Origin of the sequence: Rhodovulum sp. 12E13 (genome assembly GCF_003340565.1) — a bacterium.
GTDB lineage: Bacteria > Pseudomonadota > Alphaproteobacteria > Rhodobacterales > Rhodobacteraceae > HLUCCA09.
Map to the genome: position 1 here is coordinate 157,453 of NZ_QPLK01000004.1, position 16,315 is coordinate 173,767.

13 protein-coding genes are annotated in these 16,315 nt (G+C 69.9%); 10 read left to right on the plus strand and 3 right to left on the minus strand.

All coding sequences use genetic code 11. The annotated features are described in order from the left end of the window. Positions 1 to 3 precede the first annotated feature (3 nt). Positions 4 to 852, minus strand: coding sequence for an LOG family protein (locus DLJ49_RS05215; protein ID WP_115392468.1), 849 nt, complete (start codon positions 850 to 852; stop codon positions 4 to 6). Positions 853 to 924: 72 nt separating this feature from the next. Between DLJ49_RS05215 and dapD the strand changes: the two genes are divergently transcribed. Further along, positions 925 to 1,755, plus strand: coding sequence for a 2,3,4,5-tetrahydropyridine-2,6-dicarboxylate N-succinyltransferase (gene dapD / locus DLJ49_RS05220; RefSeq protein WP_115392469.1), 831 nt, complete (start codon positions 925 to 927; stop codon positions 1,753 to 1,755). Between the two features lie 99 nt (positions 1,756 to 1,854). On the opposite strand, the gene ppsR is transcribed toward dapD, so the two are convergent. Beyond that, complete coding sequence (ppsR, locus tag DLJ49_RS05225; protein WP_115392470.1) at positions 1,855 to 3,267, minus strand: transcriptional regulator PpsR; 1,413 nt, start codon at positions 3,265 to 3,267, stop codon at positions 1,855 to 1,857. Then, positions 3,264 to 3,959, minus strand: a complete 696-nt coding sequence (locus tag DLJ49_RS05230; protein ID WP_147277263.1) for a cobalamin B12-binding domain-containing protein — start codon at positions 3,957 to 3,959, stop codon at positions 3,264 to 3,266. Before DLJ49_RS05230 ends, ppsR begins: the two co-directional genes overlap by 4 nt. Positions 3,960 to 4,426: 467 nt before the next feature. Between DLJ49_RS05230 and bchF the strand changes: the two genes are divergently transcribed. The 9 genes from bchF (at position 4,427) to puhB (ending at position 16,309) form a co-directional block, all read left to right on the plus strand. Beyond that, a complete protein-coding gene (gene bchF / locus DLJ49_RS05235; RefSeq protein ID WP_115392472.1) occupies positions 4,427 to 4,975 on the plus strand; it encodes a 2-vinyl bacteriochlorophyllide hydratase in 549 nt (182 codons plus the stop codon). After that, complete coding sequence (locus DLJ49_RS05240; protein WP_115392473.1) at positions 4,972 to 6,255, plus strand: ferredoxin:protochlorophyllide reductase (ATP-dependent) subunit N; 1,284 nt, start codon at positions 4,972 to 4,974, stop codon at positions 6,253 to 6,255. Before bchF ends, DLJ49_RS05240 begins: the two co-directional genes overlap by 4 nt. A 70-nt stretch (positions 6,256 to 6,325) precedes the next feature. After that, entirely contained in the window at positions 6,326 to 7,933 is a 1,608-nt protein-coding gene (gene bchB / locus DLJ49_RS05245; protein WP_115392474.1) for a ferredoxin:protochlorophyllide reductase (ATP-dependent) subunit B, read from the plus strand. Then, positions 7,923 to 11,483, plus strand: a complete 3,561-nt coding sequence (locus tag DLJ49_RS05250) for a magnesium chelatase subunit H (protein WP_115392475.1) — start codon at positions 7,923 to 7,925, stop codon at positions 11,481 to 11,483. The genes bchB and DLJ49_RS05250 overlap by 11 nt, the downstream gene beginning before the upstream one ends. Positions 11,484 to 11,724: 241 nt before the next feature. Continuing rightward, complete coding sequence (gene bchL, locus DLJ49_RS05255) at positions 11,725 to 12,543, plus strand: ferredoxin:protochlorophyllide reductase (ATP-dependent) iron-sulfur ATP-binding protein (RefSeq protein WP_233488773.1); 819 nt, start codon at positions 11,725 to 11,727, stop codon at positions 12,541 to 12,543. Continuing rightward, positions 12,543 to 13,283 carry a magnesium protoporphyrin IX methyltransferase gene (gene bchM, locus DLJ49_RS05260; RefSeq protein WP_115392476.1) on the plus strand — a complete coding sequence of 247 codons (741 nt, stop codon included), beginning with the start codon at positions 12,543 to 12,545 and terminating at the stop codon, positions 13,281 to 13,283. The genes bchL and bchM overlap by 1 nt, the downstream gene beginning before the upstream one ends. Then, positions 13,280 to 14,704, plus strand: a complete 1,425-nt coding sequence (locus DLJ49_RS05265) for a PucC family protein (protein ID WP_115392477.1) — start codon at positions 13,280 to 13,282, stop codon at positions 14,702 to 14,704. The genes bchM and DLJ49_RS05265 overlap by 4 nt, the downstream gene beginning before the upstream one ends. A gap of 79 nt (positions 14,705 to 14,783) precedes the next feature. Continuing rightward, positions 14,784 to 15,560 (plus strand): photosynthetic reaction center subunit H, encoded by a 777-nt coding sequence (gene puhA, locus DLJ49_RS05270; RefSeq protein WP_115392478.1) that lies wholly within the window; start codon positions 14,784 to 14,786, stop codon positions 15,558 to 15,560. Between the two features lie 80 nt (positions 15,561 to 15,640). Then, positions 15,641 to 16,309, plus strand: a complete 669-nt coding sequence (gene puhB, locus DLJ49_RS05275; protein WP_369932489.1) for a photosynthetic complex putative assembly protein PuhB — start codon at positions 15,641 to 15,643, stop codon at positions 16,307 to 16,309. Positions 16,310 to 16,315: the final 6 nt, after the last annotated feature.

Here is a 16,315-nt window from a genome sequence, read left to right on the forward strand (position 1 = left end):
GCCTCAGCGCCCGGGGATGGCGGCGCGCTTGATGCCCGCGGTCTCCCAGCTGCGCATCGCCTTGAGCGCGTCGTCGGCCGTCTCGACGAATCGGAAGAGCGAGAGATCGTCGGCCGAGATCGTGCCGGCCTCGACCAGCGCGTCGAAGTCGATCACCCGCCGCCAGAACGCCTCGCCGAAAAGCAGGAACGGCACCTGCTCCATCCGGCCGGTCTGGATGAGCGTGAGGGCCTCGAACGTCTCGTCGAGCGTGCCGAAGCCGCCGGGAAAGACCGCGATGGCGGCGGCCCGCATCAGGAAGTGCATCTTGCGGATGCCGAAATAGTGGAAGTTGAAGCACAGTTCGGGCGTCACGTATTCGTTCGGGGCCTGCTCGTGCGGCAGCACGATCGACAGCCCGATCGAGCGGCCGCCGGCCTCGGCCGCGCCGCGGTTGCCGGCCTCCATCACGCCGGGGCCGCCGCCGGTGCAGATCACCCAGTCGCGCCCGCCGCGCGCCACCGATTCCTCGGTGACGGCGCGGGCGAAGCGGCGTGCCTCGTCGTAGAAGTGGCTCAAGGCGCCCATGGTGCCCGGCGCGGCGTCGGGCGCGGCCGCGGCGGGCCGGGGGATGCGCGCACCACCGAACAGCACGACGGTCGAATCGATCCCGGCCTCGGCCATCAGCAGCTCGGTCTTGAGCAGCTCCAGCTGCAGCCGCACGGGGCGCAGCTCGTCGCGGTAGATGAATTCCTCGTCGGCGAAGGCGAGCCGGTAGGCCGGCGAGCGTGTCTGCTCGGTATTGGGGACGCCGCGGGCGACCTCGCTGTCCTCGTGGGCGTCGCGGAAGCCGCGGTGCCGTTCCTCGCGCATGATGCCTCCGATTGCGCCTGCCCCGCGGTCCGTCTATAGCCCGCCGAAGCACCAGACCAGAGGGGGCGTGCGATGTCCAACACCGCCGAGCTGGAAGCCGCGATCGAGGCCGCGTGGGAGACGCGCGACACGATCACGCCCGCCACCAAGGGCGACACGCGCAACGCCATCGAGGCGACGCTCGGCGCGCTCGATTCGGGCCGTCTGCGCGTGGCAGAACGGGGCGACGACGGGCAATGGCACGTCAACCAGTGGGCCAAGAAGGCCGTGCTGCTGGGCTTTCGGCTGCGCGACATGCACCAGCAATCGGGCGGGCCGCAGGGCGGTGCCTGGTGGGACAAGGTCGACAGCAAGTTCGCCGGCTGGGGCGACCCCGAATGGAAGGCGGCAGGCTTTCGTGCGGTGCCCAACTGCGTCGTGCGGCGCTCGGCCTACATCGCGCCGGGCGTGGTGCTGATGCCGTCCTTCGTCAATCTCGGCGCCTATGTCGACGAGGGCACGATGGTCGACACCTGGGCGACCGTGGGGTCGTGCGCGCAGATCGGCAGGAACGTCCACCTGTCGGGCGGCGTCGGCATTGGCGGGGTTCTGGAGCCGATGCAGGCCAACCCCACGATCATCGAGGACAACTGCTTCATCGGCGCCCGGTCGGAAGTGGTCGAGGGCTGCATCGTGCGCGAGGGCTCGGTCCTGGGGATGGGCGTGTTCATCGGCCAGTCGACCAAGATCGTCGATCGCGAGAGCGGCGAGGTCTTCATGGGCGAGGTGCCGCCCTACTCGGTGGTCGTGTCGGGGTCGATGCCGTCGAAGAACGGGGTCAACCTTTACTGCGCGGTGATCGTGAAGCGCGTGGACGAACGCACGCGCGCCAAGGTCGGCATCAACGAGTTGCTGCGCGACTGACCTTGCGCCGCCGGGTGCAAAAGGGCCGGCCGGCCCGAATGCAGGCCAGGGTGGTCAGGCGGACCAAGCTCCTGGGGAGGCCATCGGTGCCGGTTCCGGTCACTCCTCGCGGGAGAGCAGTCCGTACTTGCGCAGCTTGACGTAAAGCGACTGCCGCGAGAGCCCCAGCATCTCGGCCGCCGCAACGCGATTGTTGCGCGTGAGCTCCACCGCCGTTTCGATGCACATCTTCTCGACGACATCGGTCGTTTCGGCAACGATGTCCTTCAGCGTGGCCGAGCCGACCAGCTCCATCACCGAGCGCATCGCATCGTCGCTCACCCCAACGCCCGGCTTGCGCATCGCCTCGGCACGGCTCGCGTCGCGGATGACGAAGACGAAGGCCGGGTGCGAGCGGTCGGCGAGGTAGGTGGCCGAGATCTCGACCGAGACGGACGAGCCGTACTCGCTGGCGAGCTTGGTGGCATACATCCGCATCTGTCCGGCGCGCTCGGCGTTCTCGAGAAGCACCTTGAGATCGACCGCCCCGCGCGAGAGGAACTGCGCGAGGCTGCGGCCCTTGACCGACGAGACATGGGCGGCGTCGGCAAGCCCGAGGAAAGCGTCGTTGGCCGCGCGGATCACGCCATCGGCATCGGTGAAGACGATCCCGTCGACCCCCTCGACGAACAGACCGTGAAGATCGCTTGCGAGGCTGCCGAGCGTCACCGGCGCGTCATCTTCCGCGCCGAGGCGGACGAGGAGCATGCGCTCGCCCGCCGCGCGGAAGGCGAAGGGGTTGAGCGACACGGTCGTTCCTGTGCGCTTGATTCGGGCGGTGACGGGGCCGGCGCCCTCTGTGATCGCGGCGCTCGTGAGCGTCTCGACGAACTCGCCGCGCTTCTTGCCCTCGAACTCGGTGGCGAAGGTCGTGCCCACGGCCTCGTCGCGCGACAGGTCGAGCAGGTCCGCGGCGGCGGCGTTGGCGTCGGTGATGCGCCCGGTTCCGATCGAGACGAAGACGAGCGGCTCGGTGGTCACTTCCATCAGCACGCCGTAGCGCGTGTCAAAATCGCGCTGGACCTCGTAATCCTGCTCGAGCGCGAGCTGCGCCTTGACGAGCTGCTCCTGCATCTCGGCGATGGGCCGCAGGTCGCGGCCGAGCATCAGCACCGTGCCGTCCGGCCCGATCCGGTGGAACGAGTAGCGGATCGGAAATTCCACCCCGCCGCGCCCGACATGGTTGAGCTCGACGCCCGACACGCCCTTGCCGCCGTCGCGCAGGGCGGCGAGCCTCTCATCGACCTTGGTCACGCTGTCCTGGGCGAGGGTGTCGCGGATATCGGCACCTTCCCACGCTTCGGCCTCGGAGAGCTGGGCGCTCTCCGGGTTGCGAAGGACCGAGAGGATCTTGCCTTCTGCCGAAACGACCACCGAGAGATCCGAGGCGGTGGCGATGATCTCGCCGAGGATATCCGGTGCGATCAGCGGGATCGACCCTGGCGTCCAGTATGTCGTCCCGCCCGAGCTCACGCTCCCGTAGGCACCCGTTCGGGCTGCCCCCTCGCGGCTGCCCGGCCCGCCTTCGGGGACGGTCCGGCGCTTGCTGATGTCGTAAGGCCGCAAAGCTTCAGAGCCTCCTCAGGGTCCGACGTGACGAAATCCGCACCGATGAGCGCGGGCGCGTCGGGATTCTGGTTCAGTATTTCGCCCCCGAGAACGACGTAGGGCGCCGGACCTACACCCGATCGAATCGAATGTATGAGCGTGGTGAGAAATTCAAGGTCTTCGTTGCCCGCAGCCGACAAGGCGACCATGTCGACATGCTGCGCCCGGACGATCTGGCCCACGGTGCGCGCGTCCTGCCCGAGCGAGAGACGCACCAGTGCGCCGAGCCGTCGAAAGCGTGACATCGCCACCATCGCCCCGAGGGTGTGGTGCGCGCCCTCGGCGACGAGGAGCAGCACCTCGGGCGCGTCGAGGCAAAAGGGTGCCTCGGGCCGCGGCGCCTCGATCTCGCGCAGCCAGCCCTGCAGCCGGGCCACCGCGATCGACACCTCCACGAAGCTGTGCCCGCTTTGCGCCCAGGCATCGCCGAAGCGGCGGGCGACTGCGGGGATCCATTCGTCCACCAGCCGCTGACGATCGAGTCCGTCGGCGAGCAGGGCACGCAATTGCCGCTCCCCCTCCGCCCGGTCGGGCGACAGCACCGCCGTGGCGATCATGGCGAGCACCTGGGCCTCGCGGCCCTGCACGGAAATTCCGGCGCCGAAGTCGGCCCCCGCCCTGACGCCTGCCCCCGGCGTGGCCGCGCCATGGCCCTGCCCCTTCGTCGTGGCGTGAGTCGGCCCGTGATCGCCGGGTCCGCCAGGTTCGCAGCCATCGTTCAGCATATGTCGGGTCCTCGCTGGCTCCATGGGCGGTCGTGCGCGGAGGCGACCGTGCCCCAAAACTTTCCCGTTTCGGCGCCAAGTTGTCAAATCAAACTGACAGAGGGGCCTGTCGCGCCGCGCCTGGCGCGTGGGGTGCAAGACTGAAGTGCTAAGAAAACAAAGGCGGGACGGGGCAGGATGCCGCAGCGCCCCCCGGTGGGGCCGCGTCCTTCTGTAAACTGCAAGACTGTAAGTTTTAATTGACACCCGGGCTGGGCGTTCCATACTCCCTTCCACGAACGGCGCCAGGGAGGGCCCAGATGCAAGCGAGTCGCCACGACAAGGCGCGCCACGAAAGGCCGGCCGACGGTCAGCTCTACACGCCCGAGCAGCGCGCCCGGCGCGACGCCACGAAGTGGACGCTGGTGCAGGGTGTGCTCGCGCCGCTGCAGTTCGTGGTGTTTGCAGTCTCGCTGGCGCTGGTCGTCCGCTATCTCGCCACCGGCGAGGGCTATGTCGCGGCCACGGTCTCGATCCTCGTCAAGACCGGCGTGCTCTACACGATCATGGTCACCGGCGCGATCTGGGAAAAGGTCGTGTTCGGCCAGTACCTTCTGGCGCCCGCCTTCTTCTGGGAAGACGTCGTCAGCTTCGGCGTCATCGCCCTGCACACCCTCTACGTCTACGCCGTGCTCTTCGCCGACTGGGGGTCGCGCGTCGAGATGTGGATCGCGCTCGCCGCCTATGCCGCCTACGTGGTCAACGCCGTCCAGTTCGTCTGGAAGCTGCGCCAGGCCCGCCTGTCTGCCGAGCGCGCCGACCGCGCCGCCGCCGCCAAAGCCACCGAACCGACGGAGCTCCCCGCATGACCGAGCACCGGATGCCGCTGACCGGCGGCTGCACCGACACGCCGATTCTCAAGCAGCGCGGCCAGCGCGAGGTCTTCTGCGGCCTGACGGGAATCATCTGGCTGCACCGCAAGATGCAGGACGCCTTCTTCCTCGTCGTGGGCTCGCGCACCTGCGCGCACCTGCTGCAGTCGGCCGCCGGCGTGATGATCTTCGCCGAGCCGCGCTTCGGCACCGCCATCCTCGAGGAAAAGGATCTCGCGGGCATGGCCTGCGCCAACGAGGAGCTCGACCGCGAGGTGGCCCGCCTGCTCGAGCGCCGCCCCGACATCCGCCAGCTCTTCCTCGTGGGCTCCTGCCCCTCCGAGGTCATCAAGCTCGACCTCGCCAAGGCCGCCGAGCGCCTCTCGAAGGAGCACGCGCCGCATGTGCGGGTGCTCAACTACTCGGGCTCCGGCATAGAGACGACCTTCACCCAGGGCGAGGACGCCTGCCTCGCCTCGATGGTGCCCGAACTGGGCGCCACCGACCGCCGCAACCTGCTGCTGGTGGGCGCCCTGCCCGACGTGGTCGAGGACCAGATGAAGAAGCTGGTGGGCGATCTCGGCATCGACGACGTGCAGGTCCTGCCGGCGCCGCGCTCCGACGCCTACCCCGAGGTCGGGCCGAATACCGTCTTCGCCCTCACCCAGCCCTTCCTGTCCGACACCGCCGCCGCCCTGCAGCGCCGCGGGGCCCGGCACATCCCCGCGCCCTTCCCCTTCGGCGAGGAGGGCACCACCGCCTGGCTCGCCGCGCTGGCCGAGGAATTCGGCGTCGGCCGCGACCGCTTCGAGCAGGTCACCGCCGCCCCCCGCGCCCGTGCCCGCAAGGCGATCGCCGCGCAGGCGGCCGAGCTGTCCGACAAGTCGGTCTTCTTCTTCCCCGACAGCCAGCTCGAGATCCCGCTCGCGCGCTTCCTCACCCGCGAATGCGGCATGCGCGCCGAAGAGGTCGGCAGCCCCTACATCCACAAGGAGATCCACGGCCCCGACCTCGCCCTGATGGAGCAGGGTCCGACGCTGTCCGAGGGGCAGGACGTCGACCTGCAGCTCGACCGCTGCCGCGCCGCGCGCCCCGACCTAACGGTCTGCGGCCTCGGCCTCGCCAACCCGCTCGAGGCGGAAGGGCTCTCCACCAAGTGGGCGATCGAGCTCGTCTTCACGCCGGTCCATTTCTACGAGCAGGCGGGCGATCTCGCGGGCCTGTTCTCGCGCCCGCTGCGCCGCCGCGCCGCGCTCAAGCTGGAGGCGGCCCGATGACCCCGGCCCCCTCCATCATCTTGGTTCAAATACTCCGGGGGTCCGGGGGCAGCGCCCCCGGAGGTCGCCAATGAAGCTCACCGTCTGGACATACGAGGGCCCGCCGCATGTGGGCGCCATGCGCGTCGCCACCGGCATGCGCGATCTGCACTACGTGCTGCACGCGCCGCAGGGCGACACCTATGCCGACCTGCTGTTCACCATGATCGAGCGGCGCAACCACCGCCCGCCCGTCACCTACACCACCTTCCAGGCGCAGGACCTCGGCTCCGATACCGCCAACCTCTTCAAGACCGCCGCGCAGGACGCCTACGACCGGTTCCGCCCGCAGGCGATCATCGTCGGCGCCTCCTGCACCGCCGAGCTGATCCAGGACGACCCCGCGGGGCTGGCCGAGACGATGGGCCTGCCGGTGCCGGTCATCCCGCTCGAGCTGCCGTCCTACTCCCGCAAGGAGAATTTCGGCGCCGACGAGACGTTCTTCCAGATCGTCCGGCACCTCGCGAAGCCGGTCGAGAAGACCGCCCGCGTCACCGCCAACATCCTCGGACCGACCGGCCTCGGCTTCCGGCACCGCGACGATGTCGAGGAGATCACGGGCCTGCTCGCCGATCTGGGCGTCGAGGTGAACGTGGTCGCGCCGATGGACGCCACGCCCGCCGACATCGCCCGCCTCGGCGCCGCCCATTTCAACGTGCTGCTCTATCCCGAGACGGGCGAGGCCGCGGCGCGCTGGCTGTCGCGCGAGCACGGCCAGCCCTGGACGAAGACGATCCCCATCGGCACCGGCGCGACGCGCGACTTCGTCGCCGAGGTGGCCGAGATCGCGGGCGTGCGCCCCGAGGCCGACGAGAGCCGCCTGCGCTTTCCCTGGTGGTCGAAGTCGGTGGACAGCACCTACCTGACCGGCAAGCGCGTGTTCCTCTTCGGCGACGCGACGCACGTGAAGGCGATGGCCCGCGTGGCGCGCGACGAGATGGGCTTCGAGGTGGTGGGCCTCGGCTGCTACAACCGCGAGTTCGCCCGCGACATCCGCGCGCTGGCCAAGGATTACGGCGTCGAGGCGCTGATCACCGACGACTACCTCGAGGTCGAGCGGCGGATCGAGGATCTCGCGCCCGAGATGATCCTCGGCACGCAGATGGAGCGCCATATCGGCAAGCGCCTCGGCATCCCCTGCGCCGTGATCTCCGCCCCCGTCCACGTGCAGGACTTTCCCGCCCGCTACTCGCCCGTGATGGGCTTCGAGGGCGCGAACGTGCTGTTCGACACGCTGGTGCACCCGCTGGTCATGGGGCTCGAGGAGCACCTGCTGGCGATGTTCCGCGAGGATTTCGAGTTCCACGACGAGGCCGGCCCGAGCCACCACGGTGGCAAGGCCACCCGGCGGGCCGAGGCGCCCGGCGGAGAGGATGGGGGGCCAGCCCCCCAGACCCCCCGGAGTATTTCCGCCAAGATGATGGGGGAAGACGCGGCCCCGGCCGAGGGCGCGCCCGCTCCGGCGGCCGGATCGGACGTGGTGACGTGGCTCGCGGACGCCGAGCGGGAACTCAGGAAGATCCCCTTCTTCGTGCGCGGCAAGGCCAAGCGGAACACCGAGAAGTACGCCGCCGAGCGCGGCGTGACCGAGATCAGCGTCGACACCCTCTACGAGGCCAAGGCCCATTATGCGAGATGACGGCTACATCCCCGGCTACCGCTTCGCGGTGATCACGCTGGACGCCCACGCGGCTGGCCCCGCCGCCCGCGTGGCCGACCGTCTGTGCGAGGATTTCCCGGGGCTGTCCGTGTCGATCCATGCCGCCGCCGAGTGGGCCGAGAACCCCGAGGCGCTGGAGGAGGCGAAGCTCGCCATCCGGCACGCCGACATCGTGGTGTGCAACCTGCTGTTCATCGAGGAGCACATCAACGCGGTCCTGCCCGAGCTCAAGGCACGGCGCGACGATCTCGACGCGCTGATCGGGGTGATCGCCGATCCGGCGATCGTGAACCTCACGAAGATGGGCACGCTCGACATGAGCCAGCCCGCCTCCGGCGCGATGAAGCTGCTCAAGAAGCTGAAGCCCAAGACGAAGCGGTCGTCGTCGGGCGAGGCGTCGATGAAGATCCTGCGGAAGCTGCCGCAGATCCTGCGCTACCTGCCCGGAAAGGCCCAGGACCTGCGCGCCTACTTCCTGACCATGCAGTACTGGCTGGGCGGGTCGGACGACAATATCCGCGAGATGGTGCGCTTCCTCGTCTCGCGGTATGCCGACAACGCCGAGTGGAACAAGGTCGAGGCGGCCGCCCCGATCGACTACCCCGACGTGGCGCTCTACCACCCCGACCTGCCGGGCCAGAAGATCACGACCGATCCGGCCGCGCTGCCGCGGCCCGAGGGGGCGACGGCCACGGTCGGGCTGGTGATGCTGCGCTCCTACATCCTCGCCTCGGACTGCGCGCATTACGATGCGGTGATCCGGGCGCTCGAGGCGAAGGGGCTGGCGGTGCTGCCGGCCTTCGCGGGCGGGCTCGACGCGCGACCGGCGGTGGAGAGGTTCTTCACCGACGCCGCGGGGCACTCGAAGATCGACACGCTGATCTCGCTGACCGGGTTCTCGCTCGTCGGCGGGCCCGCCTACAACGACAGCGAGGCGGCGGTCGAGATGCTCGAGGGCCTCGACGTGCCGTACGTCGCCGCGCATCCGCTGGAGTTCCAGACGCTGGGGCAGTGGGCCTCGTCGGCGGGCGGGCTCGGCCCCGTCGAGACGACGATGCTGATCGCCCTGCCCGAGATCGACGGGGCGACCTGCCCGACCGTCTATGGCGGGCGGCACGGCGCCGAGGGCTGCCAGGGCTGCCAGTATGCGTGCCCCTGCCAGACGGAGACCAAGGCGATGGCGCCCTGCCGCGAGCGGATCGACAGCCTGGTGGAGAAGGTCGACCGGCTGGCGCGGCTGCGGGGCAAGGGCAACGCCGACAAGAAGGTGGCCGCGGTGCTGTTCGGCTTCCCGCCCAACGCGGGCGCGGTGGGGACCGCCGCATATCTGTCTGTGTTCGAGAGCCTGCACAACACGCTGAAGCGGATGAAGGCCGAGGGCTACACGGTCGAGGTGCCCGAGACGGTCGACGACCTGCGCCGCGCGGTCCTGGAGGGCAACGCCAAGCAATACGGGCAGGAGGCGAATGTCGCCGCCCACATCGACGCCGAGACCATCGTCAAGCAGACGCCGCCGCTCAAGGCCGTCGAGCAGGTCTGGGGGCCGGCGCCCGGGCGCATCCAGTCGGACGGGCGGGGCGTCTACGTGCTCGGGGCCCATTTCGGCAACGTGTTCGTCGGCGTGCAGCCCGCCTTCGGCTACGAGGGCGACCCGATGCGCCTTCTGTTCGAGAAGGGCTTCGCGCCGACGCATGCCTTCGTCACCTTCTACCTGTGGCTGCGCAATACCTTCGGCGCCGACGCGGTGCTGCATTTCGGCATGCACGGGGCGCTCGAGTTCATGCCGGGCAAGCAGGCGGGCCTCGGCGCGCGCGACTGGCCCGACCGGCTGATCGGCGAGATGCCGAACGTCTATCTCTACGCCTCCAACAACCCCTCCGAGGCGTCGCTCGCCAAGCGCCGATCGGGCGCGGTGACGGTGACGCACCTGACGCCGCCGCTCGCGGCCTCGGGCCTCTACAAGGGCCTTTCGGAGCTGAAGGACTCGGTGGGCCGCTGGCGCGAGATGGAGCCGCAGGACCCGCGGAGGGAAGAACTGGAGCGGCTGATCGCCGACCAGGCCGAGGCGGTGGACATGGGCGGCGAGAGCCCCGACCGGCTGTGGATCAAGCTCCTGGAGACCGAGGACGCGCTGATCCCCGACGGGCTGCACGTTGTGGGCCGGCCGATGAGCGCCGAGGCGCGGGCCGAGCACCTCTCGACGATGGCCGACCAGTCGGAAGAGGTGCGGGAACGGGTCGATCGCCTCTTGCAGGAGGATCACGAACTGCCCGCGCTGATGCGCGCCCTGTCGGGGCGCTATATCGCGCCGGTGCCGGGGGGCGACCTGATCCGCTCGCCCGAGGTGCTGCCGACGGGGCGCAACATACACGCCTTCGACCCGTTCCGGATGCCCACCGCCTTCGCGCTGTCGGAAGGGGCCAAGCAGGCCGACCTGCTGCTGCAGACCCACCCGACGCTGCCGCGCTCGATCGCGCTGGTGCTCTGGGGGTCGGACAACATCAAGTCGGACGGCACGCCGATCGCGCAGGCGCTGGCGCTGATGGGCGCGAAGCCCCGGTTCGACGGCTACGGGCGGCTGTCGGGCGCCGACCTGATCCCTCTGGAAGAGCTCGGCCGGCCGCGCATCGACGTGGTGATGACGCTCTCGGGCATCTTCCGCGACCTGCTGCCCCTGCAGACGAAGCTGCTGGCCGAGGCCGCGTGGAAGTGCGCCACAGCCGACGAGGCCCCCGAGATGAACTTCGTCCGTGCCCATTCGCTGGCCTATGCCGAGAAGATGGGCTGCGACATGGAGGAGGCGAGCTTGCGCGTCTTCTCCAACGCCGAGGGCGCCTACGGCTCGAACGTGAACGGTCTGATCGACTCGGGCGCCTGGGACGAGGAGGACGAACTCGCCGACGCCTACGAGAAGCGCAAGAGCTTCGCCTACGGGCTGAACGGCAAGTCGAAGGCCAACCCCGCGCTCCTGAAGGAGACGCTGAAGGACGTCGAGGTGGCCTACCAGAACCTCGAGTCTGTCGAGCTGGGCGTCACGACGGTCGACCACTACTTCGACACGCTCGGCGGCATCAGCCGCGCGGTGAAGCGTGCCAAGGGCGAGGAGGCCGCTGTCTATATCGGCGACCAGACCCGCGGTGCGGCCAAGGTGCGCACGCTGCAGGACCAGGTGGCGCTCGAGACGCGCTCGCGCTCGCTGAACCCCAAGTGGTTCGAGGGGATGCTGCGCCACGGCCACGAGGGCGTGCGCCAGATCGAGGCGCAGGTGACCAACACGCTCGGCTGGTCGGCGACGACCGGTCAGGTCGAGCCCTGGGTCTACCAGCGGATCTCGGAGACCTTCGTGCTGGACGAGGCGATGCGCCGGAGGCTCGCCGAGATGAACCCGCAGGCCAGCGCGCGCATGGCGAGCCGGCTGCTGGAGGCGCACGACCGGAACTACTGGCAGCCCGACGAGGCGACGCTCGCCGCCCTGCAGGACGCGGCCGACGAGCTCGAGGACCGGCTGGAAGGGATCGCCGCGGAATGAGCCCGCGCCGTCCATACGCCTGTGCCAGCCGAGAGGCCGGGAGCGGGGGGCCAGCCCCCCGGACCCCCCGGAGTATTTGGACCAAGATGATGGGGGCGACAGGAGCCCCGTCGGAAGGAGGACGCGCATGAGCCCCTATGACGATCCCAGACAGCCGCCGGCCGCCCGCCGCGTCGCCACGCCGCCTGTCCTGAAAGGCGAGGACGGGGAGGGCTCTGTCCAGGTGCACCAGGACCCGTCGATGAAGATCGAGGGGGCGAAGGTGTTCTCCGTCTACGGCAAGGGGGGGATCGGCAAGTCGACGACCTCGTCGAACCTGTCGGTCGCCTTCTCGATGCTCGGCAAGCGGGTGCTGCAGATCGGCTGCGACCCCAAGCACGACTCGACCTTCACCCTGACGGGCCGGCTGCAGGAGACGGTGATCGACATCCTCAAGGACGTCGACTTCCACACCGAGGAACTGCGCCCCGAGGATTTCGTCACCGAGGGCTTCAACGGCGTGCAATGCGTCGAGGCCGGCGGGCCGCCCGCGGGCACCGGCTGCGGCGGCTACGTGGTGGGGCAGACGGTGAAGCTGCTGAAGCAGCACCACATGCTCGAGGATACCGACGTGGTGATCTTCGACGTGCTCGGCGATGTCGTGTGCGGCGGCTTCGCCGCGCCGCTGCAGCACGCCGACCGGGCGGTGATCGTGACCGCCAACGACTTCGATTCGATCTACGCGATGAACCGGATCATCGCCGCCGTGCAGGCGAAGTCGAAGAACTACAACGTGCGGCTGGCCGGCTGCGTCGCCAACCGCTCGCGCGAGACCAACGAGGTGGATCGCTATTGCGAGACGGTGGGCTTCAGGCGGATCGCGCACATGCCCGACGTCGATGCGATCCGCCGCTCGCGGCTGAAGAAGAAGACGCTGTTCGAGATGCCCGACGAGGAGGACATCGTGCAGTGCCGGGCCGAGTATATCCGGCTGGCCGAGACGCTGTGGAACGGCACCGAGCCGCTGGCGCCCGCGCCCCTGGAAGATCGCCACATCTTCGAGCTTCTGGGCTTCGACTGATGCGGGCGCCCGCGCATATCCTTCCCGGCTCCGGTCAGGACGGGCCGTCGGCCGAGGCCGGCGGCTACGAGGGCACGCGCGCCCGCGTCGAGCACTACTTCGACCGGACGGCGACCCGCGTGTGGGAGCGGCTGACCTCGGACGCGCCGGTGAGCCGGGTGCGGCAGACGGTGCGCGAGGGCCGCGACCGGATGCGCGAAGCGATGCTGTCGCGCCTGCCGGCGGACCTGAGCGGCGCGCGGGTGCTCGATGCAGGCTGCGGCGCGGGGCAGATGACGGCGGAGCTGGCGGCGCGGGGCGCCCATGTCACCGCCGTCGACATCTCGCCGGCGCTGGTGGAGATCGCGCGCAGGCGGCTGCCGCGCGACATGGAACGGCGCGTGACCTTCGCGGCGGGCGACATGCTCGACCCCGTGCACGGGGCGCACGACTACGTCGTCGCCATGGACAGCCTGATCTACTACGACGCGCCCACGATCGCCGCCGCGGTCGACCGGCTGCTCGGGCGCATCTCGGGGGCCATCGTCTTCACCGTCGCGCCGCGCACGCCGCTGCTGATGGCGATGTGGCAGGCGGGCAAGCTCTTCCCGCGCGCCGACCGCTCGCCCGTCATGGTGCCGCATTCGCCCGCGCGCCTCGCCGCCGCCATGGCCGAGGCGGGCATTCCCGCGCGGCTGAAGGAGATCGAGCGGGTCGCCCGCGGCTTCTACATCTCGACCTGCCTGGAGGTGGCGCGATGAACACCGCACCGCTCCTCAAGCGACTGACGGTGAAATACCTGCCCTTCGCCGACGCGGGGTCCGAAGGGTTCCCGCTCTCCGAGATCCTGCGGCTGTCGCTGTTCCAGATCTCGGTCGGCATGGCCACGGTCATGCTGCTGGGCACGCTGAACCGGGTGATGATCGTCGAGCTCTACGTGCCGGCGATGATCGTGGCGGCGATGATCGCCCTGCCGGTGCTGATCGCGCCGTTCCGGGCGTTGCTCGGCTTCCGCTCCGACACGCACAGGAGCGCGATCGGCTGGAAGCGGGTGCCGTTCATCTGGTTCGGCTCGCTCTGGCAGTTCGGCGGCCTGGCGATCATGCCCTTCGCGCTGCTCGTGCTGGGCGGCGACACGCTCTACGACTTTCCCTACGACGGCGAGATCCTGGCCGCGCTGGCCTTCCTGATGACCGGCCTGGGCATCTCGATGACGCAGACCGCGGGCCTCGCGCTCGCCTCCGACCGGGCGAGCGACGAGACGCGGCCCCGGGTGGTGGCGCTGCTCTACGTGATGTTCCTGGTGGGCATGGGCGTCTCGGCGCTGGTGATCGGCTGGTTCCTGCGCGACTTCACGCCGCTCAAGCTGATCCAGGTCGTCCAGGGGGCGGCCGTGGTCACCGTGCTGCTCAACGTCGTGGCGCTGTGGAAGCAGGAGCAGGTGCGCCCGATGAGCCGCGAGGAGCGCGCGGCACCGCGGCCGCTCTTCCGCGATGCCTGGGCCGATTTCATGGCCGGGGGGCAGGCGGGGCGGCTGATCGCCGTGGTGGCGCTCGGCACGCTCGCCTTCAACATGCAGGACGTTCTGCTGGAGCCCTACGGCGGCGAGATCCTCGGCCTGTCTGTCTCGGCCACCACGTTGCTGACGGCGGCATGGGCAGCGGGCGCGCTCGTGGCCTTCGCGCAGTCGGCCAGATGGCTGGCGCAGGGGCGCGACCCCTACCGCATCGCCGCCGTGGGGCTGCTCGCCGGCATCGTCGCCTTCTCGGCGGTGATCTTCGCCGCCCCCCTCGACTCGGCGCCGCTGTTCTTCGCGGGCGCCGCCTGCATCGGCTTCGGCGGCGGGCTCTTCGCCGTGTCGACCCTGACCGCGGCGATGACGATGCCCGCCACCGGCACGGCCGGTCGCGGTCTTGCGCTCGGCGCCTGGGGCGCGGCGCAGGCCACCGCCGCGGGCGTGGCCATCTTCACGGGCGGCACCATCCGCGACGCGGTCGCCGCCACATCGCTCCCCGACACGCTCGGGCCCGCCACCGGCTACAGCATGGTCTACCACGTCGAGATCGCCCTGCTGTTCGCCACCCTCGCCGTCCTCGGCCCGCTGGTAAAGCTGGGGACCTACCGCAAACCGGAAACGGAAACCACCAAGCCGGGCATCGGCCTCGCCGAGCTGCCCACCTGAACCCCAACGGGCGGGGCCCCGCCCGACAACCAACCGCCCGGGCGGGACGCCGCCCGACAACCCCTCGGAGGACCCTCACATGGTTGGCGTCAACTTCTTCGGAAATTTCGATCTGGCGAGCCTTTCGATATGGCTCTTCTGGCTCTTCTTCGCGCTGCTGATCTACTACCTGCAGACCGAGAACATGCGCGAGGGCTACCCCCTCGAAGACGAGGACGGCGCTGCAGCCGCCAACCAGGGCCCCTTCCCGGTGCCCGCGCCCAAGACCCGCATCCTGCCCCACGGCGGCGGCGAGTGGACGGTGCCCTCGCAAGAGGTGGAAGACGCGCACCGCCGCACCGACCTTGCGCTCGAGCGGACGTCGCCGATGGGCGGCTACCCGTTGCGGCCCACGGGCGACCCGATGGACGACGGCGTGGGCCCGGCCTCTTGGGCGGTGCGCGAGGACAAGCCCGAGCTCGACGGCAAGGGCTACCCCAAGATCGTGCCGATGTCGTCGCACGACACGTTCATGGTCTCGGCCGGGCGCGACCCGCGCGGCCTGCCCGTGATGGGTCGTGACAAGGAAGTGGCCGGCACCGTGTCGGACCTGTGGATCGACGAGCCCGAGCAGCTCGTCCGCTACATCGAGGTCGATGTCGATGGCGCGGGCAAGCGTCTGGTTCCGATCCAGCTCGCGGTCATCAAGCGCGGCCACGTCATGGTCCGCTCGCTGGTGAAGGAGCGCTTCGCCGGCATCCCGGCGCTCAAGTCCGACACGCAGATCACCAAGCTCGAGGAAGACAAGGTCTCGGCCTTCGTCGCCGCCGGCAGTCTCTACGGCGCCGGTCGCGAGCCCGTGATGGAAGTGCTCTGACGACACAAACGACGACAGGGCCGGGCCTCGCCAGCCCGGCCCCGCCGGCCCCGGCCGGTCATGATGAGGGAACCGGACAGATGATGGACCACGACCACGACGATTTCGCCTTCGAGCATTCCCACGGGCTTCCCGAGCCGCTGCCTCCGGGCGAGGACATGCTCTGGCAGGGCAAGCCGAACGCGTGGCGGCTCGCCGTCGAGAGCCTGCTGCTCAAGTGGGTGATCGGCTACTTCGCCCTTCTCACCGTCTGGCGCGTGGTCTCGGCCCTGGCCGACCACCCTGCCGGCGTCGCCTTCGCCTCGGCCGTGCCGCCGATCGTGCTCGGCCTCGCCGCCGTGGGCCTGCTCTACGGCTTCTCGTGGCTGCAGGCGCGGCAGGCGGTCTACACCGTCACCACCTCGCGGGTGATCCTGCGCACCGGCGCGGCGCTGCAGGTGACGCTGCAGATGCCCTATTCGAAGATCGAGAACATCGCGCTCGACCTGCGCAAGACCGGCACCGGCACCATCGCCTTCGAGCCCGCCAAGGATGGCGGCGCGCAGCTGTCGTACCTGGTGCTCTGGCCGCATGTCCGCCCGTGGCACGCCCGCCTGCCCCAGCCCGCCTTCCGCTGCATTCCCGATGCGCAACACGTCGCCGAGATCCTCGCCGAGGCGGCCGAGGGCAAGCTTGCCCAGCCGCAGATCGCCCGCGCCGAGGGCGCGCCCGCCCGGCCCGCCGGCGCCGGGCCGGTGCCCGCCGAGTAAGGAGAC